Genomic DNA, 25839 nt, shown 5'->3' with positions numbered 1-25839 from the left:
TCGGTTCTCGCATAGTTTTTATGCGCTTTGCTACGGCGCGGAGCCCGAAACTCCAGCTGTGGATCGATCACTTCGATCGTGTCGTCGGCCACGGTCCGCGCGTGGTCAACTCCGTCGCATCCGGGCTCGACGAATGCATCGTGGTCTGGCACCTGGTCTCCGCGAACAACCGGATGCTCGCCCGTAGTGCCAACCTCTACGAGCGCTTCGAAGACGCCCAAAAGGATGCTCTCGCCGCCAGCGGATCGACGGCGTCGCGCGAAATCGTTCTCACCAGCCACCAGCGTCGGGGAGAATACGGCTGGTACTCCACCCTCGACGGCGAGGTCGAGATGATCTGCGCCCGCTGGTACGGCACCGAGCGTGATCGGCGAAACGCCATCGAGCTCGCGGAGCTCTCCCTGTTCAGCTCCCAGTTAGGGGCCGGTGCGCGCCCGATCGACCCCGAAGTTCACCGAGGACATCACGAACATGTCACCCAGTGACCCCGTGACGGACCTGAAAGACCGCCTCGCGGAGGTCGACGCCACAGAGGCACTCCCTCTGGTACTCGCCGACAAGCCACGCGCCCTCCGCTCCGCCACTGACGTTCCCGACCGGATCTTCCGGGTGGTGGCGAGCGGAAGCGGAACGATCGTGCTGATCGTCATGGGGCTCGTCGGCCTGTTCCTCGCCATTCGCGGCTATCAGGCTCTCTCCGTGGCCGGGCCGAAGTTTCTCACGGAGCCGTCCTGGAATCCGAACTCCGGCACCTTCGGCATCGCCGCGGTGCTCAGCGGCACCTTCTTCATAGCGCTGACCGCACTCGTGACGGCCGTCCCACTCGCGCTGGGAACCGCGCTCTATATCAGCGAGTATGCGCCAGGTCGGGTTCGTGGCGTGCTGGTGAGCATCGTCGACCTCATGGCGGCGGTGCCCAGCGTCGTCTACGGACTGTGGGGAGTGTTCTTCCTCAGCCCGGCGATCCTGCCGCTCTCGCAGTGGATCAGCACCTACTTCGGTTGGATTCCGATTTTCGCCGTTTCGGGCTTCGACCCGAACGACCCGCTGTCGAGTACGACGGTGTTCAGCGCCTCGACCTTCATCGCGGGCATCGTCGTCGGCCTGATGGTCGCCCCCATTGCCAGCTCGATCATGCGGGAGGTCTTCACCCAGGCGCCGATCGGGGAGCGCGAGGGGGCCCTCGCTCTCGGCTCCACCAAGTGGGGCATGATCCGCAGCGTCGTGCTGCCCTTCGGACGCGGCGGCATCATCGGCGGGACGATGCTCGGACTCGGACGGGCGCTCGGCGAGACCATCGCGGTCTATCTGATCATCTCGCCGGTGTTCGTCATCCAGCCCCACATTCTCGAGAAGGGGGCCAACTCCATCGCCGCCCTCATCGCGCTGCGCTACAACGAGGCGTCCGCCTTCGAGATCTCGGCGCTGATGGCCGCCGGTCTCACCCTCTTTCTGGTGACCCTCGTCGTGAACTTCGGCGCTTCGACGATCATCGCCCGCAGCCGATCAGGAAGCCAGAGCGACTGATGACGAACCTTCTCGAAGCATCCACCGATTCCCCCGTAGCTAGCGCCCGAACCTGGACCCATCCAGAGCCGACCAATGACTCCGCCTCGGGCAAGCGCGAGGTGCGGAGGTCGACGGGCACCATCCGAGTCGTCGACGTGATCCGCGCGGTGGGTTGCGCGGCAGCATCCGTCGGGCTCACCGCGTGGTTGTTCGTCTTCGCGTTCCCGCTTCAGGGAGCCCTCGGCTTCGTCGTACTCGCGTACCTGATCTTCTTGGCGCTTTTCACCGTGCTGACCGCATTCGACGAAAACGGTCCAGCGGTTCGCGACCGCGTGATCAGTGTGATCGTGCAGTCGCTCGCATTCCTCATGCTTCTGGCGCTCGCGGTGGTGGTGATCTACACCGTCAGCAGAGGCCTCGTGGCGCTGCCTCACCTCAACTTCTTCACCCAGGACATGAGCAACGCGGGCCCGCTCGACCCGGTCACCCGGGGAGGCGTGCTCCACGCGGTCGCCGGAACGCTGATCATGATCACGATCGCCCTGGCGATCAGCATTCCGCTGGGGGTGACGACCGCGGTCTTTCTCAGCGAGTTCCCCGGGCGCTACTCGCGGTTCGTGCGCACGGTTGTCGAGGCGATGACGGCACTGCCCTCGATCGTGGCCGGCCTCTTCATCTATGCGACGGTGATCGTCTTCCTCGGTTTCAATCGTTCGGGATTCGCGGCCTCTCTTGCCATCACGGTGATGATGCTCCCCATCATCATCAGGTCTGCGGATGTCGTGTTGCGTCTCGTTCCCGGCAACCTGAAAGAGGCATCGCGGGCGCTCGGTGCCTCCACCTGGCGCACCGTCTGGCATGTCACGCTGCCCACCGCGAGATCGGGCCTCACGACCGCGGTGATTCTCGGAACGGCCCGCGGCATCGGCGAGACCTCACCGGTTCTGCTCACCGCGGGCGCGACAACCTACCTCAACCTCAACCCCCTCGTCGGTCCAATGACGTCGCTTCCCCTCACCGCATTCACCTTCGTCAAGTCCCCGGAGCCGAGCATGATCGCCCGCGGCTTCGGCACGGCGGCTGTGCTCATGGCGCTGGTCGTCATCCTGTTCGCGATTGCGCGACTCATCGGTGGGCGCGGGCCGGGCCAGCTGACCAGCCGCCAGCGTCGCACCCGTGCCCGCAAATCCCAGGAGGACAGCTACCGGTACCTCAGCCGTGATGCACAAGCCACGACTTCGGTGCGGAAATCCCGCTCGCCACAGCTCCCGCCGGTACCCCCGTCCCGTTAGCTCGTCTCCCGAACTCTTCCCGAAGCCCTCCCGAACTCCCGAAGGACCCACAGTGAGCCCCCATCCCTCCCGACGCCGTGTGCTGCGCGCCCTGCGCGTGACGACTGCTGTCGCCGTCGCTTTCGCGATGCTGGCAATTCCGGTGGTCTCCGCACCGACGCCCGCCCAGGCGGTGGGCCAGACCTACTACCCGGTATCCGGTGCGGGATCCACGTGGTCCGCGAACGCCCTCCAGCAGTGGATTCGCAACGTCTTCGACAACTACCGCTGGAAGGTCACTTTCGATGACTCCGGCTCGTCGGCCGGTCGCCAGCTGTTCGGCCAGGGCACCGTCGACTTCGCCGTTTCAGAGATCCCCTACGCGCTGTCCGGCAGCGACAGCACCGACCCCCGGCCCTCCCGTCAGTTTGCTTACATGCCGATTGTCGCCGGCGGCACCTCGTTCATGTACAACCTCGTGATCGGAGGCAAACGGGTTACCAACCTGCGTCTGTCCGGCGACAGCGTCGCAAAGATCTTCACTGGTGTGATCACCAAATGGAATGATCCTGCCATCGCAGCGGACAACCCGAAACTCGCTCTTCCCGGAACCCCCATCGTGCCGGTCGTGCGATCCGACGGCTCGGGCACCACCGCCCAGTTCACCTCGTGGATGCGGTCGCAGTACCCGTCGATCTGGAGCGCCTACTGCGCCAAAGCGGGTCGAAGCAACTGTGGCATCACGTCGAATTATCCGACCGTCGCCGGGTCGTCGTTCGTCGCTCAGTCCGGGTCCAACGGCGTCGCGGGTTACACGGCGCAGACGCAGTCCGCGGGGGCAATCACGTACGTCGAATACTCCTATGCGCTGAACTCCGGATTCCCGGTCGCGAAGATCCTCAACTCCGCCGGCTACTACACCGAGCCCACCGCGTCGAATGTCGCGGTCGCATTGCTCTCGGCGGTCATCAACGAGGATCCGGCCTCGCCCGACTACCTCACTTCGCAGCTCAAGGCCGTGTACACGAGCACGGATCCCCGCACCTATCCGTTGTCGTCGTACTCCTACATGATCATCCCTACTGCGCTGCAGAACGGCTTCACCGAGGACAAGGGCCTGACTCTCGCGGACTTCGCTTCGTACTTCCTCTGCGAAGGGCAACAACAGGCCGAGGTGCTCGGATATTCTCCGCTTCCCATCAACCTCGCCCAAGCCGGGTTGAAGCAGGTGCTCAAGATCCCGGGCGGAAATCCGAAGAACAAAGACACCAGCGGATGCAACAATCCCACCTTCTCCGCGGATGGCACCAACAAGCTCGCCGCAACGGCACCGCAGCCCCAGGCCTGTGACAAGAAGGGTTCCGACCAGTGCCTCACGGGCACAGGCGGAAGCAAGGGCTCAACGGCGGCCAGTGCTGGCACAGGCGGCACCTCTGGTGGCAAGTCAGGAGCTACCGCGGCCTCGGGCGGCGGCACCGCTGGCGCAGCGAGCTCGTCGGGCGGTGGTGCTGCAACGGTGGATAAGAACGGCAGCGCGGTGATCGACCTCACCAGCTCTGCCTCTCGAATCGTCTCCGGTTCGCCCGTCGAATTGCCGGGCCAAGCCCTGGGAATGCCGGCCGTCCTCCTGATGAGCGGAGCAGGCATCCTGCTTCTCCTCCTGATGCTGTTACCGCCACTTATCGGTCGTCGACGGGCGGCGATGGCTGGCGCCCCACGGGGTCCGACGAAGGCCACACGCCCGCGAAAACAGGCGAAGCCAAGTGTTCATCTTCCGGCTCGTTTTACGTCACGTGGCCGTGCCGATGCTTCACCTTCGGACTCATAACGTGAGCGCCATGTCGAGCCCCCGCCCCCGCGTGAGATTCTCGCGTGCCGGCGTGGTGCGCGCTGTCTCCCTCGCCATAGTGGCACTCGCTGTAGCCGGACTCGTCTCGCTGGATTCGATCGGCCGACAGAGTGTGGATGCCGCGGCAGCGACATCCTCGGCCCTGACCGTGAAATGGCTCGCCGACAATTCGAGTGCCGCGACCGAGCAGCCGGCACGAGACGTGTCGAGCGGCCACTTCGGTGAGATGAAGAACCTCTCGATCTCGGTCTCCCAGACCTCGGGTCTCATCGACCAGGCGATCAGCGTCTCGGTCACGGGCTTCGCCACCGGGGTGGGCACGCGTGACTCCACCCGGGTCAACGGCTCCTCGGTCTTCGCCTCCAACGCCCAGAATTTCCTCCAGGCGATGCAGTGCTGGGGCGACCCGAAGGCCGACAACTTCCGGCAGACCTGCCAGTGGGGCGGCCGGTACACGCCGTCCGGCAACAACGGACTCGGCTCCTCCGCGTTCCCCGACACCACCCTGCGGGTCGGCACCATCGACATCGACCCAAACAACACCAACGCCGTCGACAACCCCTTCGTCACGGTGCAGGGCAAGTCCGTGGCAGGCAAACCGGTCGCGGGCGGCTACGCCATCCTCGACTACTTCAACCCGGCTACCTCCAACGAGGTGACCACAGCCCGTGTCGGCACCGACGGCACCGGGTCGTTCGACTTCGAACCCCAGACGGCAGACACCGCGCCCCAGCTGGGCTGTGGAACGGAGGGCCACCTGCGCTGCTGGCTGGTCGTGGTTCCGCGCGGCACCGTCTTCGGCGGCGACAACAAGTGCAGCCAGTTCCCGGATCCCGCGGGCGACGGCAGCACGACCTATACAAAGTGGCAGAAGAACGCGCTCCAGGCCGGCAGCCCCGTCAATCCGAACTGCGACTACTGGGACAACCGGGTCGTCATCCCGCTCGACTTCGCGCCGGTCGGATCGCGCTGCGCCGTGGGAAGTGCGGAGCAGCGGGTGATCGGCTCGCAGCTGATGGTGGGGGCGATGAGCTCCTGGCAGCCGGATCTCTGCTCCAAGCAGAAGACCACCTACAGCTTCTCGACCAATCCCGACTCGGTCGCACGCCACCAGCTGCTCGAGGGACAGGCCGCGGTGGCTTACTCGAGCCAGCCATTGAGCCCTGGCGAGCAGACCACCAATGAGGCTCGGCAGACGCTCGCCACCACGAAGCTCAGCTATGCGCCGGTCGCGGTCTCGGGGGTGGCGATCGCCTTCCTCGCCGAGTTCGACGAAGGTCGCCAGACTCAACTCAACCTCTCGCCCCGCCTTGTGGCGAAACTCCTGACCCAGTCCTACGGCTTCCAGGTGCCGGTCTCCACGAGCGACGACCCCTCAAAACCGGTCGCGCACCTGACCGTGCCGAAGAACACCAGCCGGCCTTACCGCCTGCTGAGCGACGACCCAGAGTTCCAGAAGCTCAACCCCGACACCGCTCGCTTCTTCCAGCAGAACCCGAGCATCGTGCTTCCCGGACCGTCGGGGTCCGATGCCGTGCGCCAGGTCTGGAAGTGGCTCGAGGCCGACAAGGATGCCGCAGCGTTCCTAGCGGGCACTCCGGACGAATGGGGCATGGGCATCAACCCTTACTACCTGCCATTCGGCGATGCTCGGGCCCTGGTGCCGAGCTTCGACGCGAAGGGAGACTACGTGCTCGCCGGCGGTGCGCGCGCCCTCTCTCCGGTTGGGCTGAAGAACATCGACGATTCGCCGCTCTCCCTTTCGACCGTGCCGCTTGACACCTTCATCAAGGCCGACCTCACGAAGTCGCCGCTCGTCCTCGTCAACGGGCAGGTGCGGCCGTTCGACTCGATCCAGTTCGCCCCTTACGTGGACAACCTGCTCGGTGCGGCACGGACGGCGTTCCGCGCGGATCCGAACTCCAAGACGATCTGGGATCCGACCAAGTTCAACCCGGCCGGTGAGAAGGGCGACTGGGTCTCGAGCGGAGCCCAGGTGCCGGGTCAGAAGTTCATGATCGCGATCACCGACACTCCGTCCGCGGCGCGGTATGGCCTGAACATTGCGTCGATTCGGGCCGCGAACAGCACGACGCTGACCGACCCGACAAAGGAGGGGCTCTCCACCGCACTCGCGGCGCTCCGCCCGACAAGCGACGAGCGGGTCACCCAGGTGGACCCGGCCGCGGTGGCCGCCCCCGGCTATCCGCTCACCGTCGTCACCTACGCCGACGTGAACCTCACGCTCAGCACGGCCGCGAACCGCAAGTCGATCTCGAGCCTGATCGCGCAGATCACCACGACGGGGCAGGTGCCCGGTACCGAGCCGGGCCAGTTGCCCGCTGGCTACCTGCCGATCACCGGCGCGATGGCCGCCCAGGCCGCACAGAGCGTCACCGCGATCCGGGCATTCATCCCGGCGAACGCGGTCGACTCCACCTCCGACAGCTCCACCCCGGAGACCGGCGACTACGCGGGAGGGAACATCTCGGGCTTCGATGACAGCGGGGCGATCGCCGGGGGAGCGGCGGGAGCCGATCCCTCGCTGACGGCCGCCGCAGTCCGTGACGACGGGAAGGCACGCACGGCATCCGCGTCCGACAACGTGATCGCGCGCTCGGGCCTTGCGCTTTCGCTCGGCATGGGAGCCGCAGGCGTCCTCTTCGCACCGATGCTCTTCAAGAGGAGAGGGTTCCTCTAGCCACCCACAGCTTCTTTCGGTCCGCTTTGCCCCGGAACGAAAGGATGCCCCTCACCGAACCGCAAAGCCAGTGAGGGGCACGTCCAGATTGGACGGAACTACCCGGGCACCATATCAAAAAAGATTGGTATCTCAATGTTGAAAAAGAACAAGCTGCGCCTCGGCGTGGTTGCCACGCTCGCGCTCGCGGGCCTGGCGTTCGGTACGGTTGCGGCCTCGGCCGACCCGAACCCGGCCGGTTTCAAGGCGCTGAACGGTGTCGGTTCCGACACCATCCAGGACGTCATGAACGGTCTGTCGACGGTCATCCCGAGCATCGGATCGTACGACGCTCAGGGCACCTCGACCATCCAGACCACTGCGGGCGGCAACGCCTTCAAGCGTCCGGATGGCTCGGGCGCCGGCCAGCAGGCGCTGAGCGCCTCGGCCGACACCACCGGCGGCCACCTCTGGAACGGCGTCAACATCGTCGGCCAGGTCGACTTCGCGCGCAGCTCCAGTGGGCCGGACAGTGCCCTCCCGGGCACCGATCTCACGTTCATCCCGTTCGCCAAGGACGCGGTTACCTTCGCCGTGAACTCGGCGAGCGACTTCCCCCGCGACATCGCGGTCGGCTCCGCTGCGCAGGATTCGGCGGCCATCAAGCCGTTCACTCTCCGCAACATCTACCGCTGCGCCGTGACCTCCTACCTCGACGGCAACGGCGACCCGGTGACCATCACGCCGCTGCTTCCGCAGGCCGGATCCGGTACGCGCAAGTTCTTCCTGTCGACCATCGGTCTCACCGAGACCCAGGTCGCCGGCTGCGCCACCGACACCGTCGGAGGGGTGAGCGTCCAGGAGCACGATGGCAACCTCATCCGTGGCGCCGGTGCGATCGTGCCATTCTCGGTCGCCCAGTACCTCTCGCAGAGCAACTACAAGACGCTGCCGACGACCGTCGACGAGCGTCGCGGCGTGATCGACCTCGGTCGTATCTCGAGCGTCAAGCCCATCGTTCTGTCGAACGGCGTGAACGTGCTGAACACCAGCTTCCCGGTCACGCGGTCTGTCTACAACGTGGTTCAGACCTCGCGCCTGGCCGAGCCGGCCATCGCGGCCGCGTTCGTCGGTTCGACCTCTGCGGTGTGTGCCAACCCGACCATCATCCGTAACTACGGATTCGCCCCCCTCACCGGCGCGGCCTGTGGCACCACCACGGCCAAGCAGGGCTTCAAGTACTAATTCCGATTCCCACACGAACCCCCCAAAGGAAAAAGTCGAATCATGAATAAATCCCTCAAGAAGATCGCGTCTCTCGCGGTCGTCGGCGCCCTCGTGACGGGTGGCCTCGCGTTCTCCGCGCAGGCCGCCTCGGCCGACCAGCTGACCAATGGCACCATCACCATCACCCCCACCACCGGAAACTCGGCCGATGTGGACTTCCTCAACAGCATCGACGTCTCGACGGGTTGCCCGGTGGGCTACCGCGACACGAGCGACACGCAGATCTTCCAGGGCACCACGCGCCTCGGATCTGTTTCGCTCACCCGCAACTCGGCGAGCCCATACGGCGACTGGGGCTTCACGGGCAACGCGATCCACGGCGACCGCCTGATCGCGCCGACCAACGGCTACCTCTCCAACCGTTCGCTCAATGCCACCACGCAGGGAACGATCGTCAACGGTGTCGGCACAACGGATGCGAATTTCGAACTGCGCGTCTACTGCTACGCGGACAACTTCAACCGCAACTACACGACGGACAAGTATTTCTCCCTCGCCATGTCGATCAACGCCAACGGTGACTGGAAGGTCGGCTCCTCTGTCGTCGTTCCCGTCCCCGCGCAAGCCACCACGGTCTCACTGACCGGTGCGCTCGCCGGTGCCAACACGGCGGCCCTCACGGCCACCGTGAAGGACTCGACGAACGCCACCGCCACCGCCGCTCCTGGAACCGTCCAGTTCCTCGAGGGCACGACGGTGCTCGGTACGGCTCCGGTCGCTGCCGGAGTCGCATCGTTCACCTCTGGCGCGCTGTCCGTCGGCTCCCACGCGATCACGGCCAAGTACCTCAGCAGCGACACCGTCGGATGGGCCAACTCGGCTCTCTCCGGTGTTGCAACTGTCGTCGTGCCGCCGGTCGCCGCCGCACCAGGCCAGACCGTCATCGACGTGACTGTTCCGACCGGAACCGGAGTGCTCTCGTACGCGGGCCTCCAGAGCACCATCTCGCTCGGACAGGCGGTCCTCACCGGCGGACTGTTCAAGGCCTCGGGTGACCTCGGCCCGATCACCATCACGGACACCCGCCAGCTCGGATCCTCGAGCTGGAGCCTCACCGGAGTCGCCACCGACTTCACCTCCGGCACGAAGGTCATCGATGGCAAGTACCTGGGTTGGAAGCCGGCTCTCGTCGGCACCTCCAATGCGGGAGTCGCCGGCGCCGAGGTGCTGCCAGCTCCCGGTTCGGCCAACGGGCTGAAGACGGCCAGCGCCCTCTCCACCGGATCGGTCGTTGACGGAATCACCAGCACCGTCGTCGGAGCCAAGCTCAACCTCGCCGCTCCGGGCAACACGCCCGGTGGTCTCTACACGGCAACCCTCACGCTGACGCTCCTCTAAGTCAGCACATCTCCACCGGAGGGGGCCGGGTCCACAACCGATGGCCCCAGCCCCCTCCACCCCTTCCACCCTCCCTCGATTGGTGATCATGCGTTCCTCCGCCCCGCTCTCCGTCTTCGCCGCACTCCTGCTGGCGCTCGCGCCGTTCGCGGCTGCACCGGCCCTCGCCGCATCCCCGGCGCCCGGCGCCCCGGCGGCAGCCGCCGACCCGATCACCTGGAGCGTAAAGCCGTCCGATGACTCGAAGGGCGCGCGCGCCGCGTTCGGCTACGCAACCGACCCGGGGACGCAAGTGAACGACACCGTGGTCGTGATCAACTCCGGGACAGTGTCCGCCGACTTCGCCGTCTACGCGGCGGATGCGATCAACGACCGCGAGACCGGTGACCTCAGTCTCGTGCCACGGGCCACGAAGTCCTCCGACCTCGGCGCCTGGATCACCCTGGATGTCGCCACCCTCCATCTCGAACCGGGCACCCAGGCCACCATCCCGTTCACCATGCTCGTGCCGTCCGACGCCAGCCCGGGGGACCACTCGGCAGGGATCGTCGCCTCGAGCACCACCACTGGCACCAGCAAGGGCCAGACCGTTCTTGTCGACCAGCGCGTCGGCGCGCGGATCAACCTCCGGGTCTCGGGAGCGGTCTCGCCACGGGTGACCGCGACAGGATTCGTTACCTCGTTCACCCCTTCCCTCAATCCGTTCGCCCCCGGTACCGTCGACGTCGACTACTCGGTCGCGAATCGTGGAAACATCCGTCTCGACATCGGCCAGAAGCTGAATGTCGTCGGACCCTTCGGAATCCCCCTCGGTGAGGTGTCGCCGCCCACCGTGCACAACCTGCTCCCCGGGCAGTCGGCGCACATCGTCAGCCGGATGTCGGGAGTAGGGGCCCTGCTCCTCGCCTGGTCGACGGTGACGCTCAGCCCGGGCCCTGCGGGGATCGTGCCCGCGAAGACGACGAGCCCCTCCACGACAGCGACGGATGAGACGATCGACCCGAACGCCGACGTGAAGTTCACCACGGCCTCAGCCACCACGCTCTCCGTCGCCGTGACCTGGACCCTGCTGGCCATCGTGGTGCTCCTCGGGGTGCTCGTCTTCCTCGCTGCCCGGTACGTGCGCACCACGCGCGCCCAGTTCTACGCCGCCGTCGACCAGGCCGCCGCCGAAGCCCGGGAGAGTGCGGCTCAGGCTGCCGAGCTCACCGAGACGGTGCCGACCCGATGAGGGCTGCCGCACTCGCAACCGTACTGGCGGCGGTCGTGGTCTTCGGTTGCCTTGCCGCTGGGGGAGCGGCCGTTGCGGCCTGCTCCACCCCGACGCCGAACCCGAGCCAGACCTCCTCCGGTATCGAGTTGCAGATCGGGGATCCGACCCCGACTCCCACCGATACCTGCGCACCGAGCGCGTCACCCTCCGTGTCGAGCGGGGCGGGATCCGGGCTCGTGAGCACGTCCGGCGGAGGCCGGCCGAGCCGGGGCACTGCACCCGCGGCAGCGATCACCCCTCAGACGGCAGCCGCAGGTGCCGCCGGTGCGCCCGTGCCGGGGGCCCAGCCGGTGCCCAAGGCGGATCCGCTCACCCTGACTCCGGCGCGGGTCAGAGCGGGAGACAAAGTGCAGGCCACCGGCAAGGGATACATGCCGGGGGAACAGGTGCAGTTCGTGCTGTATCCCACCCCGGTGATCATCGGCAGCTACACGGCCGACGCGAACGGTGTGATCAGCACGACCTTCACGGTGCCGGTCGACACGAAGACCGGACCGCGCACGATCGAGGCGACCGGCTGGGTCTCCCACCATGCGTCGAACGGCGTTCTTGTCGTCGTGACCGCGGTCGCGGCCATCGGGCCGATCTCGTCCACCTGGTGGCTCATCGGCATCGGAATACTGCTGTTGCTGCTCCTGATCGTTTCGCTGGTCGTCTTCCGCTCCAACATCGCTCGCCTCTTCGGCCAGGCAGGTCTCCCGGAGGTCGCATCATGACATTGCTCGCTGCTCCGGCACCCGTCGCGCCACCTGGGTCCCCGCCGCCGAAGCTTCCGTTCTGGCTGCGGAAGCCTCCGAAGAAACCCCGCGCAAAGGCTCCGGCGCCCGGTCCAACCCAGATCCGCTGGTGGATCGGTGTCGTCTGGTTCGTCGTGGCCGGGTTGCTGCTCGGGTTCGTGGGTCATGTCACCGGTGTCGGAGTGCTCCAGCACCTGCGTTCCCAGCACCTTCTCTACGAAGAGCTGCGCACGAGCCTTGCCAAGGCGGAGACGCCTCTGGGGCAACTGGACTTCGATGAGAAGCTCGTGCCCTTCGGCACCCCGATCGGCACCATCACCATTCCGAGTATCGGTGTCTCCGAAGTGATTGTGCAGGGAACTCGCCCGAGTGACCTCACCAGTGGGCCGGGGCACCGCCGTGACTCCGTCTACCCCGGGCAGGCCGGCACCAGTGTGATCATGGGGCGTCAGACCACCTATGGCGGACCTTTCGGCACTCTCAAGGATCTCGCGCCCGGCGACAAGATCTCCGTGGTCACCGGGCAGGGAACGCAGAAGTTCACAGTCTTCGGCATCCGACGGGATGGCGACCCGCTTCCGGAAGCTCTCGCGCCGAAAAAGGGCCGCCTCGAGCTGGTGACCGCGGATGGGCTGCCACTCACTCCGTCCGGCACGCTGCACATCGATGCCGCCCTCGACTCGAAGGTGCAGGACACGCCCTCTCCCGTCTTCACGAAGGAGGTGCTCGATCCCTCAGAACTGGCGCTCGCCGATGATTCCAGTTCCTGGTTCGCCACATTCTTCTGGATGCAATGGCTCATCGTGGGCGCGATCGCTCTGCGCTGGGCGCGCGATCGCTGGGGAGTCTGGCAGACCTGGATCGTCGGCATCCCGCTGATGCTCGCCCTCGGAGCGGCCACCGCCGACTCCGCAATATCGACCCTCGCAAACCTACTGTGACCACCATGGAGAACCCGATGCCAGACAGCACGCTCACCCTAGACGCCCGACTCGATGCTGAATCCGCGCGGATGCGTGCAGATGCCGCCACGGCAGCGGGGGGCCGAGAACTGACCATGCTGGAGGCTCGATCGATCTCGGCCTGGTTCGGCGACCACAAAGTGCTGGATCGGGTGTCACTCACCATGGAGGCAGGAAAGATCACCGCGCTGATCGGGCCGTCCGGTTGCGGCAAGTCGACCTTCCTGCGCATCCTCAACCGCATGCACGAGATGATCCCCTCTGCCTCGCTCGCGGGCGAGGTGCTGCTCGACGGCGAGGACATCTACGCGGCACAGCGCCGACTCACCGACGCGCGTCGCGATATCGGAATGGTCTTCCAAAAGCCCAACCCGTTCCCTGCGATGTCGATCTACGACAACGTGGTGGCCGGACTCAAGCTCACCGGTATCCGGGCGGGGCGCGACTCCAAGGACGCACTCGTCGAACAGAGCCTCATCAAGGCCGGCCTCTGGAAAGAGGTTCGCGATCGTCTGCGGCAGCCCGGTGGCGGACTCTCCGGCGGCCAGCAGCAGCGGCTTTGCATCGCCCGGTCGCTCGCCGTGCGGCCGAAGGTGCTCCTGATGGACGAACCCTGTTCGGCGCTCGACCCCACGTCCACCCGCGTGATCGAGGAGACCATGCTCGAGCTCGCGCACGAGGTCACGATCGTCATCGTCACCCACAACATGCAGCAGGCCCAGCGGGTGTCGGACAATTGCGCGTTCTTCCTCGCGGCGCAGGGTACGCCTGGAGGCATCGTCGAGCACGGTGACACCGAAGTGATGTTCAGCAGCCCGACCGATTCGCGCACCTTCGACTACGTCAACGGCCGGTTCGGATAGCGGGAGTGGCGTCGTCGCGAGGTGCACTCGTGGTTCTGCAGTGCGTGGCACTCCTGGCACTCGTGGGCTGGGGTGCCGCTGTGTGGTCGTCCTCCGTGCACGAACGACCGGTGACGGAACGTTACGCTCGGGCGGATGTCGCCCGAGAGCCGAGCGCGTCTCCCGAGTCCCCGGTCGCGGTGCCAGTCGTCCCACCCGCTGTCCCACCCGCCGTCCCGCCGGCACTCCCCATCAGCGCCCGTATCGACCCAACCTGGCTCGACACGGTATCGCTTCGGACCGGCATCCCGCGCACCGCTCTCGCCGCCTACGCGGGGGCGGCATCCGTGCTGGCCGAGCGATCGCCGGGCTGTCACCTCGGCTGGAACACGCTCGCGGCGATCGGCCACCTCGAGTCGGATGACGGGCGCCACGGCGGTGCGGTGCTGAGCGACAACGGCTACCCGAGCGTGCCGATACTCGGGCCGGCGCTCGACGGCGGCGCTTTTGCTGGCATCCACGACTCCGACGGGGGAGCGTGGGACGGCGACACGGTCTGGGACCACGCCGTCGGTCCGTTCCAGTTCATCCCCGGGACCTGGCGCACCTGGGGTGCGGACGGCAACGGAGACGGCCAGTCCGATCCCAACCAGATCGCGGATGCCGCTCTCGCCGCCGCGCACTACCTCTGCCACGCCGGCGACCTGTCGACAGTCGACGGCTGGCGTCGCGCGGTGTTCTCCTACAACCACTCGGAGAGCTACGTGGACTCCGTGGCAAGAGTCGCCAATTCCTTCTCGTCGAAGTCGGGCTAGTCGAAATCCAGGCTGAGCTTGCGCAGCAGCGCCGCCAGCCGTTCCTGGTCCCCGGCAGAGAGCCCGTCGAGAAGCTCGTTCTCCGACACGAGCAGCGTGCTGATGGCCGTGTCAACACGCTGACGTCCATCGGTCGTCATGGTGACGAGGATGCCGCGACCATCGTGCGGGTCGGTGCGGCGCTCCACGAGCGCCCGTGTCACGAGCCGGTCGATGCGGTTCGTCATCGTGCCACTCGACACCAGGGTCTGCTGCAGCAACGCCTTGGGGCTCAACTGGTACGGCGAGCCTGCTCGGCGAAGGGCGGAGAGCACGTCGAACTCCCATGACTCGAGACCGGATGCCGTGAAGGCGGTACGCCGTGCCCGGTCGAGGTGGCGCGCCAGTCGGCCCACGCGGGAGAGCACCTGCAGGGGTGCGAAGTCGAGGTCGGGACGTTCACGCACCCACGCGCCGACGATTCGGTCGACTTCGTCGTGTTCGGGCATCCGTCCATTATCGCGGTCGGGCCAATCACGCGCAGCGCCCCGGTTCGACAGGCGGATCGAGTGCGACGGATGGGGCCTCCGACACGACTTCTCGCACCGGGGATACCGCAGTAACGACGGGAGCATGGGGCAAGCGTGGGCCCGCGACACGGAAGCGGGGGAGCATCTGGCAGAATTGTCGCGGTCGACCGTTCAGCGGGGCGATCGGAATTCCGCCTTAGTGTAACGGCAGCACGACAGCCTTTGGAGCTGTTCGGTCCAGGTTCGAATCCTGGAGGCGGAGCGGTCTCGATTCGCGCGCGAGAGTGCGCTGCTCGACCACCACCAAGCGAGGGAGCCCCACCATGTCCGACATCGCGATCATCATCCTCGCCGCGGGGCAGGGCACCCGCATGAAGTCCTCCCTGCCGAAGGTGCTGCATCCCCTCGCAGGCATTCCGATGGTCTCCCACGTGCTCGCCACTGCCGAGGAGCTCGGCGCAACCCACATCGTGGCCGTCGTGCGACACGAGCGGGATGCTGTCGCCGCAGTGATCACAGAGCACGTTCCGCAAGCGATCATCGTGGACCAGGACGAGGCGCCCGGCACCGGCCGCGCCGTAGAGCTCGGGCTCGCCGGACTCCCCTCGGACTTCGCCGGCTCGGTCGTCGTGCTGAGCGCCGACGTCCCCCTGCTCGATGCGGCGACCGTGCACGCACTCATCGAGACCCACGCCCTCGCCGGCAACGCGCTCACCCTGCTCAGCGCGTACTTCGCCGACCCGACGGGCGCCGGGCGCATCGTCCGCGACGGCGAGGGGGCATTCGAGTCCATCGTCGAACAGAAGGACGCCACCGAGCAACAGCGGGAGATCACCGAGGTCAACGCCGGCGTGTACGTCTTCGATGCCTCCGCGCTGCGGGATGCCCTGGCGCGAATCGGCACGGACAACGCCCAGAACGAGAAGTACCTCACGGATGCCGCAGCCGGCATCCGCGCCACCGGTGGCCGCATCGAAGCGGTTCCGGTCACCGACCACTGGCTGGTCGCCGGCATCAACGATCGCGCCCAGCTCGGTGCCGCTGCGGCGGAGCTGAATGCCCGCATCGTGCGCGGCTGGCAGTTGAGCGGGGTGACCATCCAGGATCCCGCGACCACCTGGATCGACCTGGCCACGAGCATCGCTGAAGACGTGGAGATCCTGCCCGGCACCCAGCTCAAGGGCGCGACAGCGATCGAGCGCGGCGCGATCATCGGCCCGGACACGACCCTCGTCGACTGTGAGGTCGGGGAGAACGCGGTAGTGAAGCGGACGGATGCCACCCTCGCGGTGATCGGCGCGAACGCGACGGTCGGCCCCTTCGCCTATCTGCGGCCGGGCACCTACCTCGGTGAGCGCGGCAAGATCGGCACCTTCGTCGAGACGAAGAACTCGACGATCGGCCGGGGTTCGAAGGTGCCCCACCTGAGCTACATCGGCGACACGACGATCGGCGAGGGCACCAATCTCGGGGCGGGCGCGATCACCGCCAACTACGACGATCTGGTCAAGCACCGCACCGAGATCGGGTCCCACGTGCATTCCGGCTCGCACAACGTCTTCGTCGCCCCGGTTAGAATCGGTGACGGGGCCAAGACCGGAGCGGGAACGATCGTGCGCAAGGATGTGCCGGCCGGAGCTCTCGCGATGACCGTGGCTCCCCAGCGCAATGTAGAAGGCTGGGTCGAGCAGAATCGGGCAGGCACGGCGGCCGCGAAAGCGGCTGCGGAGGCCGACTCCGAGGTCTGATATCGGCACCGCGTCACCGAAGTTAATTCAACGAGAGAGCAGGACCCGTGGCCGAGATCACCGCCAGTGGCAAGAAGCGATTGGTCCTCGTGACGGGGCGCGCTCATCCACAGCTCGCGATCGACGTCGCCGCGGAGCTCGAAACCGAACTCGTGCACACCGATGCCCGCACCTTCGCCAACGGCGAGATCTACGCGCGTTACGACGAGAGCGTGCGCGGATGTGACGCCTTCGTCATCCAGTCCCACACCTATCCGATCAACGAGTGGCTCATGGAGCAGCTCATCATGGTGGACGCCCTGAAGCGGGCATCGGCCAAGCGCATCACCGTCGTCGCGCCGTTCTATCCCTACGCCCGGCAGGACAAGAAGGGCCGAGGCCGCGAGCCGATCTCCGCCCGCCTGGTCGCGGACCTGTTCAAGGCCGCGGGCGCCGACCGCATCATGAGCGTCGACCTGCATGCCGCGCAGATCCAGGGATTCTTCGACGGGCCGGTCGACCACCTCTTCGCGATGCCGGTGCTGCTCAAGTACTTCAAGGAACGCCTCGACCCCGCGACCCTCACCGTCGTCTCGCCCGACATGGGCCGGGTGCGGGTCGCCGACATCTGGAGTGACAAGCTCGGGGCGCCGCTCGCCATCATCCACAAGCGTCGCGATCCGCTGGTGCCCAACAAGGTGACAGTGCACGAGATCGTCGGAGACGTCAACGGCCGCACCTGCCTGATCGTCGACGACATGATCGACACCGGTGGCACGATCGTGAAGGCCGCGGAGGCGCTCAAACTCGCCGGCGCGACCAACGTCGTCGTCGCCGCCACCCACGCGGTGTTCTCCTCCCCGGCATCCGAGATCCTGCAGAGCGACTTCATCGACTCCGTCGTCGTCACCGACACCCTGCCGATCCCCGAGGAGAAGCGCTTCCCGACCCTCACTGTGCTGCCGATCGCACCGCTCATCGCGAGCGCGATCCACGAGGTCTTCAGCGACGGATCGGTCACCTCGATGTTCGACGGCGCGGCCTGACCCCAGCCCGTGCCGGAGAACGGACCGACGCCATCCTTGCGGCCTGATCGCTTCCATTGGCTCTCGTAGAGTTGAGCCCATGACGATCACCACCCCGCGACCGTGGCTCTCCAGTTATGCCGAAGGCGTTCCGCACGAGATCGAGCTGCCGACCGGGTCGTTGTTCGATCTCGTCGAAGCCTCGGTGAGCGAGTTCGGCGACAACATCGCGCTGGAGTTCTTCGGCGCCACCACGACCTACGCGGAGCTCGGCGAACAGATCCTGCGTGCCGCCGAGGGTCTTCGCCTCCTCGGGGTGCAGAAGGGTGACACCGTCGCGCTGATTCTGCCCAATTGTCCGCAACACGTCGTGGCCTTCTACGCCGTGCTGCGCCTCGGCGCGATCGTCGTCGAACACAACCCGCTCTACACGCCGCGCGAGCTGCGGCACCAGTTCGAAGACCACGGCGCCAAGGTCGCCATCGTCTGGAACAACGTCGTCGAAACAGTGCAGCAGTTTCCGGCGGATGTCGCGGTCGAGTCCATCGTGTCGATCGATGTCACCAGGGCGATGCCCTTCGGCACTCGCGCGCTTCTGAGGCTGCCGATCGCGCGGGCCCGCGAATCGCGCGCGGCGCTGACCACCACGGTTCGGGGCACCGTGCCGTGGCACAAGCTGCTCGATCACCCGACGGTCGACGGCCATATCTTCCGGCCGACGGCCGAGGATGTCGCGCTCATCCAGTACACGAGCGGCACGACCGGATCGCCGAAGGGTGCGACCCTCACCCACCTCAACCTCGCGACCAACGCCGCCCAGTCCCGCGCCTGGGTGCCGACGGTCCACCGGGGCACGGCGGTCGTCTACGCCGTGCTCCCCATGTTCCACGCCTACGGACTCACCCTCTGTCTCACCTTCGCGATGAGCATGGGGTCCAGACTGGTGCTCTTTCCCAAGTTCGATCCGGAGCTGGTGCTCGCGGTCGTGAAGAAGCATCCGGCCACTTTCCTCCCGGCCGTCCCCCCGATCTACGAGCGGCTCACCGCCGCGGCGGACGAGGCGGGAGTGTCACTGAAGGGGATCGAGATCGCGATCTCCGGAGCCATGCCGTTGTCGGCATCCGTCGTCGAACCGTGGGAGAAGCGCACGGGGGGATACCTCGTCGAGGGCTACGGACTCTCCGAGACGAGCCCGGTGCTCATGGCCAACCCGGTCGGCCCGACCCGCCGGGCGGGCACGGTCGGATTGCCGCTGCCGAACACGGAGGTGAGGGTCGTCGACCCGGAGAATCCCACGGTGGATCGTGCCGCCGGTGACGAGGGCGAGTTGATCGTGCGCGGACCGCAGGTGTTCTCCGGCTACTGGAAGAGGGCCGAGGAGACCGCGGAGGTCTTCGTGCCCGCGGCGGACGGCGACGAGGCCGGCCCGTGGTTCCGTACCGGCGACATCGTCACGATCGACGCCGATGGCTTCGTGAGCATCGTCGATCGCATCAAGGAGCTCATCATCACCGGCGGTTTCAACGTGGCGCCGAGCGAGGTCGAAGACGCCCTGCGGTCGCATCCCTCTGTCGCGGATGTCGCCGTGGTCGGCCTGCCGAGCGACCACAGCGGCGAGGAAGTGGTGGCCGCGGTCGTGCTCGCGCCGGGCGCCGAGCTCGATGAGCAGGGACTGCGCGACTTCGTGCGACCGAACCTCGCCGGGTACAAGGTGCCCAAACGCGTCATAGCGGTGGAGCAGCTGCCGAAGTCCCTGATCGGCAAAGTGATTCGGCGCGAGGTGCGGGAGCAGCTGCAAGCACGATAGGGATACTTCGGTAGACCGGTCGTGGTTCGGCCCCTCGTCCCGACGGGATATGGTGCTGGGATGGCCGGATCACACAGGGCATCGTCATGGGGCACAACCCATGTGCCCACCATCCTCCGTTCGCTCGAGCCCCGGCTGCATCCGGGTGAGTTCGTATTCGTCTCGGTGCAGCCGGATCGTGCCTCGCAGCTGGACGCCATGGCGACGATCGTCGAACTGGAAGGCACCACTGTGGTGCTGCGGCGCCGCGATGCCGACGCGGAGTTTCTGCCCTACGACTTCGTGGCGCGCTGGATCACCCTGACCGCCCACTCCTCGCTCGAGACCGTCGGGCTCACGGCCACCATCTCGGTGGCGCTCGCGGAGGCGGGCATCAGCAGCAACGTGCTCGCCGGGTTCCACCACGACCACCTGCTCGTGCCCGGTCACCAGGCGGAACAAGCTATGGCGGTGCTGCGCGAACTCTCCCGCGAGGAGGGCTAGGCGTTCTTGCCGGGAAGGGGCACCGGCGACATCTTCGGCGAGATCGGGATGAGCCCCAGCGAGGCGACATTCTTTTCTCCACCGAATGCCCCGACCGTGTAACACTGCCATCCGGGTCCGCCGGTGCCGAAGAATTCGAAGCGGGCGGATGCCCCGGTCGCCTCGGGTGCCTCGTAGGCGACCCACGCGGTGCAGGCCTCCTGCGCGGTGGCGGCGGCCACGGACATCGTCGTCAGCATTCCGGGGAGCACGAGGCAGGCGATGCCCACCACGACCACGATGCGCAGCACGAACCTCATCCTCCGCAGGCGCGGGGTGCCCTCGGTCGGCACGTAGCCGGCCAGTTCGGGCTCGTCGTCGTAGTTCATGGCGGTTCGATCTTGTCACGGTCCCGGTCGATTGCGGAGCCCGCGCGGTATCGTGCATCGACCCCGCAGATCGAATTGGAGACCCGTCAATGCCGACACCTTCCCCATCGCCGCGACCCGGGCGGCTCGGCGATCCCGACAGCACCCTCGCCACCGACCCTCGCTCAGACCCGCGGATGCTCGCCGCGATGGCGCCGTTCCGGCTCGGTGAGCGCACCTCCCCACCCCGCATCTCCCCGAACGACCCGCTCGACGCCCGCCTCGCCTTCAGCCGACGGGCGGAGTCTCGCCTCGAGGCCCTCTTCGATGCGCTCCTCACCGAGCTCCCGCCCGTCACCGGCGTCGTTCGCTCGACCCGGGTCATCCCGGGTCCTCACGGAGGGGAGCTGGTCCTCTCAGTGCATCGGCCCGCGGAGGAGTCCGGGCCGCTGCCCGGCATCCTGCATGTCCACGGCGGCGGAATGGTGATGCTCAGTGCGGGCAATTCCGTGTACACGCGCTGGCGCGACGAGCTCGCGGCTGCCGGCCTCGTCGTGGTGGGGGTCGGGTTTCGGAACGCGGTGGATGAGACCGGGCACCATCCGTTCCCCGCGGGTCTCGACGACGTCACGGCCGCGGTGAACTGGGTGTCGGCCCATCGTGCAGAACTCGGCATCTCGTCTCTGGTGCTCCAGGGTGATTCTGGTGGGGCGAATCTCGCTCTCGCCGCGTGCATCCGCGCCGGTCGGGAGGGAGTCCAGGTCGTCGATGGCGTCTACGCCTCGGTGCCCTTCATCTCGGGGCTCTACGAATGGCTCGCGGAAGACAATCCCGCCGAGCTGCCGTCGCTCAACGAGAACGACGGCTACTTCATGAGCAATGCACTCAACAGCATCCTGAGGGATCTCTATGACCCTGGTCGGTCGAACCGCCACAATCCGCTCGCCTGGCCGTATTTCGCGACAGTTTCTGACCTGCGGGGGCTGCCACCTCACGCGATCTCGGTCAACGAACTCGACCCCTGCCGCGACGAGGGTATCGCCTATGCGCGCACCCTCCGCGAGGCGGGGGTCACCGTGGTGGAGCGCACCGTTGCCGGTGTGTGCCATTTCGGCGACGAGCTCTTCCGGTCGGCGCTTCCGGATGTCTACGCGCAATCGGTCGCGCACGTTCGCGACTTCGCGCGCAGCCTGTAGCGTCGACCCTCACCGCGCAGCGTCGGCTGCGCCCGCCGGCACTGCCCGACCTAGTGTGAGCTGCCCTCCGACTCGATCTCGGAGCGGTCACCGCTCCACAGCGTGTGGAAGGTCCCCTCCTTGTCGATGCGCTTGTAGGTGTGTGCGCCGAAGAAGTCCCGCTGGCCCTGGGTGAGCGCGGCGGGCAGGCGGTCGGCGCGCAGGCTGTCGTAGTACGCGAGGGAGGAGGCGAACACCGGTGCCGGGATGCCCGCGTGCGCGGCATCCGCCACCACATTGCGCCAGGAGTCCTGCGCCTTCGCCACCACGTCGGTGAAGAACGGGGCGGTGACCAACGAGACCAGCGTCGGGTCTTCGGCGTAGGCCTCGGTGATGCGGTTGAGGAAGCGGGCGCGGATGATGCAGCCGCCGCGCCAGATCTTGGCGATCTCACCCTTCTTGATGTCCCAGTCGTACTGTTCCGCACCGGCGACGATCGCGTCGAAACCCTGGCTGTAGGCGATCACCTTCGAGGCGTAGAGCGCCTGGCGAACGCCCTCGATGAAGCCGTCGACGTCCTCGACCGGGGATGCCGTCGGTCCGGGCAGCGCCGCGGCCGCGGCACGCTGGGCCGGCTTCGACGACACGGATCGGGCGAAGACGGCTTCGGCGATGCCGGAGACGGGGATGCCGAGGTCGAGTGCGGTCTGAACCGTCCAGACGCCGGTGCCCTTCGATCCCGCCTGGTCGAGGATCACGTCGACGAGGGGCTTGCCGGTCTCGGCATCCACCTGGCGCAGCACCTCGGCGGTGATCTCGATGAGGTAGCTCTCGAGCTCGCCGGTGTTCCACTCGGCGAAGATGTCGGCGATCTCCGCCGGGGTCTTGCCGGTGCCGCGGCGGATGAGGTCGTAGGCCTCGCCGATGAGTTGCATGTCGGCGTACTCGATGCCGTTGTGGATCATCTTGACGAAGTGCCCGGCTCCGTCGTGACCCACGTGCGTGACGCAGGGTTCACCGTCGACGACCGCGGCGATCGACTCGAGGATCGGGCCGAGGGTCACCCAGGACTCGTCGGATCCGCCGGGCATGATCGACGGGCCGAGAAGGGCGCCCTCCTCGCCGCCGGAGATGCCGGCGCCCACGAAGTTGATGCCGGTCTCGCGCACGGCCTTCTCGCGGCGGATGGTGTCGGTGAAAAGCGAGTTGCCTCCGTCGACGATGATGTCGCCGGGTTCGAAGACCTTGACGAGTTCGTCGATGACCGCGTCCGTGCCCCTGCCTGCTTGCACCATGACGATGGCGGCGCGGGGCTTGGAGAGGGCGGCGGCGAACTCGGCGTAGCTCGTGGCGCCGATGAAGTTCGCTTCGGGGTGCTCGGAGAGCAGAGTGTCGGTCTTCTCGTGGCTGCGATTGAACACGGCGACGGTGTTGCCCTCGCGGCTCGCGAGGTTGCGGGCGAGATTGCTCCCCATGACGGCGAGCCCGACGACTCCGATGTTTGCGGCTGAATTCTCTGGCACGGGCTCTCTCCTTGCGAAAAACGAACAGTTAGCTCAACAGTAGCTTTCAGTCGCGGGGCAGCGACTGGACGTAACGGTGCATGACCGCGAGATCGAGATCCCCTAGACCGGCAGATACCAGCCCATCGAAGGATCCCCGCAGCACGTCGAGAACGGGAGTCATCGTGCCAGTCGCTGACGCTGCCGCCGCGGCGAATCCGAGGTCTTTGACCATGTAGCGAGCGATGCCCGTCGGTCTGTAGTCGCCGTCGATGATCAATTGCTTCTTCGCCTCGAGCACTCGACTTCCGGCGTATCCACCCTCGAGGAGGGAGAGCAGCGCAGCGATATCTAGGCCGGACCGCTCTGCGATGACACTGGCCTCCGCGATGGCCGAGATAGTCGCCGCGACGATCAACTGGTTGCATGCCTTGGCGATGTCGCCGGAGCCGAGAGGCCCGAGATGCACGGGCGTGCCAAAGGTCGAGAGTACCGGGCGCACCTGATCAAAACTGTGACTGTCACCCCCGACCATGATCGAGAGGGTTGCGGCGATGGCGCCCTCCGTGCCGCCGGATACCGGTGCGTCGACGATCTTCATCCGTCCGCTCGAGGCAACGGACAAGCGCTCTGCCACCTCGCGGATTCCCATGGGCGACACGGACGAACACACCACGACGGTGGCGCTCGATTCGGAGCTCGATACCGCGTCCCGGCCGAACAGGAGTTCTTCTACCTGAGGCATGTCGGGCACCATGATGATGATTATCGAGCAGGCGTCGGCGAGTTGCCGGGGGGTCGCTACCCACTCTGCTCCCGCCTCGAGGGCATCGGCGGCGCGATCTCGAGACCGCCCGGTGACGCGGAGGGATCCGATGTCGGCCTTCAGGTAGTTCAACGCCATCGGCAGCCCCATCTTGCCGAGGCCAATCAATCCCACGGACTGCTCAGCTCGGACGGACTTTCCAGGCACCTGAGTCATGAAAACAGCATACAGAACACTGTTCATCAGAATGGATAGATCGCTAAGATTAACCCGAATCCTCATGACAGAGGGCGTGATTCATTGAGGGGAAGAGCGGCGATGCGGGAGGCGGAGGAGAAGGGTGCACTGGCACCGGCCGTGCAGAAAGCCATCCGGATTCTGGATCTGCTCGCAGCCTCCCCGGGGCGCCCGAAGCCTCTGAGCGACATCGCCCGCGAACTCGGGATCGCGAAGTCGTCCACCTCCAATCTCTGCGCCTCCCTCGAGGAGGGCGGCCTCATCCGTCGCACGGCGGGAGGATTCCTGCTCGGTCGTCGCTCTGTCGAACTCGGCAGTGCCTATCTCGCCGGCTTCGACCAGATACGCGAGTTCTATCGCATCTGCGAGGAGTCCGAGGTGTTGAGTCGCCAGCTCGTTCAGATAGCCATGCTCGACGGGGTGCGCTCGCTCTATCTCGCCGTGTACGAGGGCAGAGAGCGATTTCCGCTCTCCGCCAGCGTCGGCGACCGTTACCCGGCATCGGCGACTGCCGTGGGAACGGCGTTGCTGGCCGAGCTCTCACCCGCGCGGATCGAGGCGCTCTTTCGCGAGCCGAGCCATCTCGTCAGTCTGACGAACCGGTCGACCTCTGACCTGGCTTCCCTGCAGGCGAAGCTGGAAATCACCCGCCGAAACGGGTACGCGGTCGACGATGGCGAAGTTCACCCCAGCGTCTTCGCCCTGGCCACTCTCGTGCCCTCGACCCGTGCCGATGAGCCGTCGTTCGCGATCGGAGTCTCCCTCGTGCATCCGAGTGACACGCTCGGGGAGCGAGAGAGGGTGCTCCGGGCGCTGCAGCAGGCATCCGCCGAACTTTCGCGTCCCGTGCTCGTCCACCCCCGGCACGAGGATGACCTGACCAGCGCAGATCGAACTACCACCGAGGAGTTCCAATGACCGCACTATTCGACCTGACCGGCCGTATCGCCCTCGTCACGGGATCCAGCCGCGGCATCGGTCTGACTCTCGCTCGCGGACTCGCGAGATCGGGAGCCCGCGTCGTGCTGCACGGGCGCGACCAAAAGGCTCTGGACGCCGCCAGGGAGACGGTGCTGGCGGAATCGGGGGGAGAGGTCGCGACTGCCCGTTTCGATGTGACCGATGCCGCCGCCGTAGGTGATGGAATCAGCGAGATCGAATCCTCGGTCGGGTCTGTGCAAATCTTGGTGAACAACGCCGGAATCCAGCGCCGCGCGCCGTTCACCGAGTTCGCGCTGAGCGACTGGAACGAACTTGTCGCATCGAACCTGACGAGTGCCTTCCTTGTCGGCCAAAGGATCGCTCGAGGTATGGTCGACGCCGGATCGGGCAAGATCATCAATATCGGCTCGGTGCAATCACAGCTCGGCCGCCCGGGAATCGCCGCCTATGCCGCGACAAAAGGGGGCATCGCGATGCTCACCAAGGGGATGTGCGCCGACCTCGGGCCACGCGGCATCCAGGTGAATGCGATCGCGCCAGGGTATTTCGCCACCGAATTGACCAAGGCGCTCGTCGACGACGAGACCTTCAGTCAGTGGGTGCGCACGCGCACTCCAGCCGGACGGTGGGGCGATACCGAAGATCTGGTCGGCGCGGTCGTGTTTCTCGCGTCCGGAGCATCAGATTTCGTCAACGGCCAGGTCCTCTATGTCGACGGCGGCATGACCGCAGTGGTCTGAGTTGCCATCCCCTATT

Annotated in this window: 23 protein-coding genes and 1 tRNA gene; 20 read left to right on the top strand and 4 right to left on the bottom strand. The window is 66.5% G+C overall.

The window, feature by feature from the left end; all coding sequences use genetic code 11:
• The first annotated feature begins 20 nt into the window (after positions 1–20).
• The 12 genes from VLI63_RS12255 to VLI63_RS12200 all read left to right on the top strand — a co-directional run bounded on the left by VLI63_RS12255 (position 21) and on the right by VLI63_RS12200 (position 14563).
• Entirely contained in the window at positions 21–485 is a 465-nt protein-coding gene (locus VLI63_RS12255) for a hypothetical protein (protein WP_185201446.1), read from the top strand.
• Positions 472–1527 (top strand): phosphate ABC transporter permease subunit PstC, encoded by a 1056-nt coding sequence (pstC, locus tag VLI63_RS12250; RefSeq protein WP_409157111.1) that lies wholly within the window; start codon positions 472–474, stop codon positions 1525–1527. The genes VLI63_RS12255 and pstC overlap by 14 nt, the downstream gene beginning before the upstream one ends.
• Positions 1527–2801 (top strand): phosphate ABC transporter permease PstA, encoded by a 1275-nt coding sequence (pstA, locus tag VLI63_RS12245; protein WP_409157110.1) that lies wholly within the window; start codon positions 1527–1529, stop codon positions 2799–2801. The genes pstC and pstA overlap by 1 nt, the downstream gene beginning before the upstream one ends.
• Before the next feature lie 52 nt (positions 2802–2853).
• Entirely contained in the window at positions 2854–4608 is a 1755-nt protein-coding gene (pstS, locus tag VLI63_RS12240; protein ID WP_409157109.1) for a phosphate ABC transporter substrate-binding protein PstS, read from the top strand.
• Positions 4609–4618: 10 nt separating this feature from the next.
• Complete coding sequence (locus VLI63_RS12235) at positions 4619–7330, top strand: hypothetical protein (protein WP_409157108.1); 2712 nt, start codon at positions 4619–4621, stop codon at positions 7328–7330.
• Between the two features lie 135 nt (positions 7331–7465).
• Complete coding sequence (locus VLI63_RS12230) at positions 7466–8554, top strand: substrate-binding domain-containing protein (RefSeq protein WP_409157107.1); 1089 nt, start codon at positions 7466–7468, stop codon at positions 8552–8554.
• Positions 8555–8596: 42 nt separating this feature from the next.
• Positions 8597–9934 carry an Ig-like domain-containing protein gene (locus tag VLI63_RS12225; RefSeq protein WP_409157106.1) on the top strand — a complete coding sequence of 446 codons (1338 nt, stop codon included), beginning with the start codon at positions 8597–8599 and terminating at the stop codon, positions 9932–9934.
• 88 nt (positions 9935–10022) lie between these two features.
• The gene (locus VLI63_RS12220) at positions 10023–11165 is read left to right on the top strand and encodes a hypothetical protein (RefSeq protein ID WP_409157105.1); all 1143 of its coding nucleotides are present in this window, start codon (positions 10023–10025) and stop codon (positions 11163–11165) included.
• Entirely contained in the window at positions 11162–11923 is a 762-nt protein-coding gene (locus VLI63_RS12215; protein ID WP_409157104.1) for a hypothetical protein, read from the top strand. The genes VLI63_RS12220 and VLI63_RS12215 overlap by 4 nt, the downstream gene beginning before the upstream one ends.
• Entirely contained in the window at positions 11920–12885 is a 966-nt protein-coding gene (locus VLI63_RS12210) for a sortase (RefSeq protein WP_409157103.1), read from the top strand. The genes VLI63_RS12215 and VLI63_RS12210 overlap by 4 nt, the downstream gene beginning before the upstream one ends.
• A gap of 116 nt (positions 12886–13001) precedes the next feature.
• Complete coding sequence (locus VLI63_RS12205) at positions 13002–13769, top strand: phosphate ABC transporter ATP-binding protein (RefSeq protein ID WP_409157248.1); 768 nt, start codon at positions 13002–13004, stop codon at positions 13767–13769.
• A gap of 44 nt (positions 13770–13813) precedes the next feature.
• Positions 13814–14563, top strand: a complete 750-nt coding sequence (locus VLI63_RS12200; RefSeq protein ID WP_409157102.1) for a lytic transglycosylase domain-containing protein — start codon at positions 13814–13816, stop codon at positions 14561–14563.
• On the opposite strand, the gene VLI63_RS12195 is transcribed toward VLI63_RS12200, so the two are convergent.
• Entirely contained in the window at positions 14560–15051 is a 492-nt protein-coding gene (locus VLI63_RS12195; protein WP_409157101.1) for a MarR family winged helix-turn-helix transcriptional regulator, read from the bottom strand. The genes VLI63_RS12200 and VLI63_RS12195 overlap by 4 nt on opposite strands.
• A 211-nt stretch (positions 15052–15262) precedes the next feature.
• On the opposite strand from VLI63_RS12195, the gene VLI63_RS12190 reads away from it, so the two are divergent.
• The 5 genes from VLI63_RS12190 (at position 15263) to VLI63_RS12170 (ending at position 20114) form a co-directional block, all read left to right on the top strand.
• A tRNA-Gln gene (locus tag VLI63_RS12190) sits at positions 15263–15334 on the top strand.
• A gap of 61 nt (positions 15335–15395) precedes the next feature.
• Positions 15396–16820 (top strand): bifunctional UDP-N-acetylglucosamine diphosphorylase/glucosamine-1-phosphate N-acetyltransferase GlmU, encoded by a 1425-nt coding sequence (glmU, locus tag VLI63_RS12185; RefSeq protein ID WP_409157100.1) that lies wholly within the window; start codon positions 15396–15398, stop codon positions 16818–16820.
• Positions 16821–16867: 47 nt separating this feature from the next.
• Positions 16868–17845, top strand: coding sequence for a ribose-phosphate diphosphokinase (locus VLI63_RS12180; RefSeq protein ID WP_409157099.1), 978 nt, complete (start codon positions 16868–16870; stop codon positions 17843–17845).
• Between the two features lie 79 nt (positions 17846–17924).
• Entirely contained in the window at positions 17925–19631 is a 1707-nt protein-coding gene (locus VLI63_RS12175; protein ID WP_409157098.1) for a long-chain-fatty-acid--CoA ligase, read from the top strand.
• A gap of 60 nt (positions 19632–19691) precedes the next feature.
• The gene (locus tag VLI63_RS12170) at positions 19692–20114 is read left to right on the top strand and encodes an ACT domain-containing protein (RefSeq protein WP_409157097.1); all 423 of its coding nucleotides are present in this window, start codon (positions 19692–19694) and stop codon (positions 20112–20114) included.
• Here the strand turns inward: VLI63_RS12170 and VLI63_RS12165 are convergent.
• The gene (locus tag VLI63_RS12165) at positions 20111–20482 is read right to left on the bottom strand and encodes a hypothetical protein (protein WP_409157096.1); all 372 of its coding nucleotides are present in this window, start codon (positions 20480–20482) and stop codon (positions 20111–20113) included. The genes VLI63_RS12170 and VLI63_RS12165 overlap by 4 nt on opposite strands.
• An 89-nt stretch (positions 20483–20571) precedes the next feature.
• On the opposite strand from VLI63_RS12165, the gene VLI63_RS12160 reads away from it, so the two are divergent.
• Positions 20572–21657 carry an alpha/beta hydrolase fold domain-containing protein gene (locus VLI63_RS12160; RefSeq protein ID WP_409157095.1) on the top strand — a complete coding sequence of 362 codons (1086 nt, stop codon included), beginning with the start codon at positions 20572–20574 and terminating at the stop codon, positions 21655–21657.
• 50 nt (positions 21658–21707) lie between these two features.
• Here the strand turns inward: VLI63_RS12160 and gndA are convergent, their stop codons facing one another.
• Positions 21708–23159, bottom strand: coding sequence for an NADP-dependent phosphogluconate dehydrogenase (gndA, locus tag VLI63_RS12155; RefSeq protein ID WP_409157094.1), 1452 nt, complete (start codon positions 23157–23159; stop codon positions 21708–21710).
• Positions 23160–23205: 46 nt separating this feature from the next.
• Positions 23206–24120 (bottom strand): NAD(P)-dependent oxidoreductase, encoded by a 915-nt coding sequence (locus VLI63_RS12150; RefSeq protein WP_409157093.1) that lies wholly within the window; start codon positions 24118–24120, stop codon positions 23206–23208.
• Between the two features lie 102 nt (positions 24121–24222).
• Between VLI63_RS12150 and VLI63_RS12145 the strand changes: the two genes are divergently transcribed.
• Both VLI63_RS12145 and VLI63_RS12140 read left to right on the top strand, forming a co-directional pair.
• Positions 24223–25059, top strand: a complete 837-nt coding sequence (locus VLI63_RS12145) for an IclR family transcriptional regulator (RefSeq protein ID WP_185201428.1) — start codon at positions 24223–24225, stop codon at positions 25057–25059.
• Positions 25056–25823 carry an SDR family oxidoreductase gene (locus VLI63_RS12140; protein ID WP_409157092.1) on the top strand — a complete coding sequence of 256 codons (768 nt, stop codon included), beginning with the start codon at positions 25056–25058 and terminating at the stop codon, positions 25821–25823. The genes VLI63_RS12145 and VLI63_RS12140 overlap by 4 nt, the downstream gene beginning before the upstream one ends.
• Positions 25824–25839: the final 16 nt, after the last annotated feature.

The organism is Lacisediminihabitans sp. H27-G8 (assembly GCF_046156175.1).
GTDB lineage: Bacteria > Actinomycetota > Actinomycetes > Actinomycetales > Microbacteriaceae > Lacisediminihabitans.
The sequence above is the reverse complement of the archived record's forward strand: the minus strand, read 5'-3'. Positions and strand labels throughout refer to the sequence as shown.

Coding starts and splice junctions, on each gene's coding strand:
- VLI63_RS12145 (WP_185201428.1), top strand. CDS start 24,223: ATGCGGGAGGCGGAGGAGAAGGGTGCACTGGCACCGGCCGTGCAGAAA.
- VLI63_RS12220 (WP_409157105.1), top strand. CDS start 10,023: ATGCGTTCCTCCGCCCCGCTCTCCGTCTTCGCCGCACTCCTGCTGGCG.
- VLI63_RS12150 (WP_409157093.1), bottom strand. CDS start 24,120: ATGACTCAGGTGCCTGGAAAGTCCGTCCGAGCTGAGCAGTCCGTGGGA.
- VLI63_RS12205 (WP_409157248.1), top strand. CDS start 13,002: ATGCTGGAGGCTCGATCGATCTCGGCCTGGTTCGGCGACCACAAAGTG.
- pstC (WP_409157111.1), top strand. CDS start 472: ATGTCACCCAGTGACCCCGTGACGGACCTGAAAGACCGCCTCGCGGAG.
- glmU (WP_409157100.1), top strand. CDS start 15,396: ATGTCCGACATCGCGATCATCATCCTCGCCGCGGGGCAGGGCACCCGC.
- VLI63_RS12215 (WP_409157104.1), top strand. CDS start 11,162: ATGAGGGCTGCCGCACTCGCAACCGTACTGGCGGCGGTCGTGGTCTTC.
- VLI63_RS12230 (WP_409157107.1), top strand. CDS start 7,466: ATGTTGAAAAAGAACAAGCTGCGCCTCGGCGTGGTTGCCACGCTCGCG.
- VLI63_RS12170 (WP_409157097.1), top strand. CDS start 19,692: ATGGCCGGATCACACAGGGCATCGTCATGGGGCACAACCCATGTGCCC.
- VLI63_RS12175 (WP_409157098.1), top strand. CDS start 17,925: ATGACGATCACCACCCCGCGACCGTGGCTCTCCAGTTATGCCGAAGGC.
- VLI63_RS12225 (WP_409157106.1), top strand. CDS start 8,597: ATGAATAAATCCCTCAAGAAGATCGCGTCTCTCGCGGTCGTCGGCGCC.
- VLI63_RS12140 (WP_409157092.1), top strand. CDS start 25,056: ATGACCGCACTATTCGACCTGACCGGCCGTATCGCCCTCGTCACGGGA.
- pstA (WP_409157110.1), top strand. CDS start 1,527: ATGACGAACCTTCTCGAAGCATCCACCGATTCCCCCGTAGCTAGCGCC.
- VLI63_RS12210 (WP_409157103.1), top strand. CDS start 11,920: ATGACATTGCTCGCTGCTCCGGCACCCGTCGCGCCACCTGGGTCCCCG.
- VLI63_RS12160 (WP_409157095.1), top strand. CDS start 20,572: ATGCCGACACCTTCCCCATCGCCGCGACCCGGGCGGCTCGGCGATCCC.
- VLI63_RS12165 (WP_409157096.1), bottom strand. CDS start 20,482: ATGAACTACGACGACGAGCCCGAACTGGCCGGCTACGTGCCGACCGAG.
- VLI63_RS12195 (WP_409157101.1), bottom strand. CDS start 15,051: ATGCCCGAACACGACGAAGTCGACCGAATCGTCGGCGCGTGGGTGCGT.
- VLI63_RS12235 (WP_409157108.1), top strand. CDS start 4,619: ATGTCGAGCCCCCGCCCCCGCGTGAGATTCTCGCGTGCCGGCGTGGTG.
- VLI63_RS12255 (WP_185201446.1), top strand. CDS start 21: ATGCGCTTTGCTACGGCGCGGAGCCCGAAACTCCAGCTGTGGATCGAT.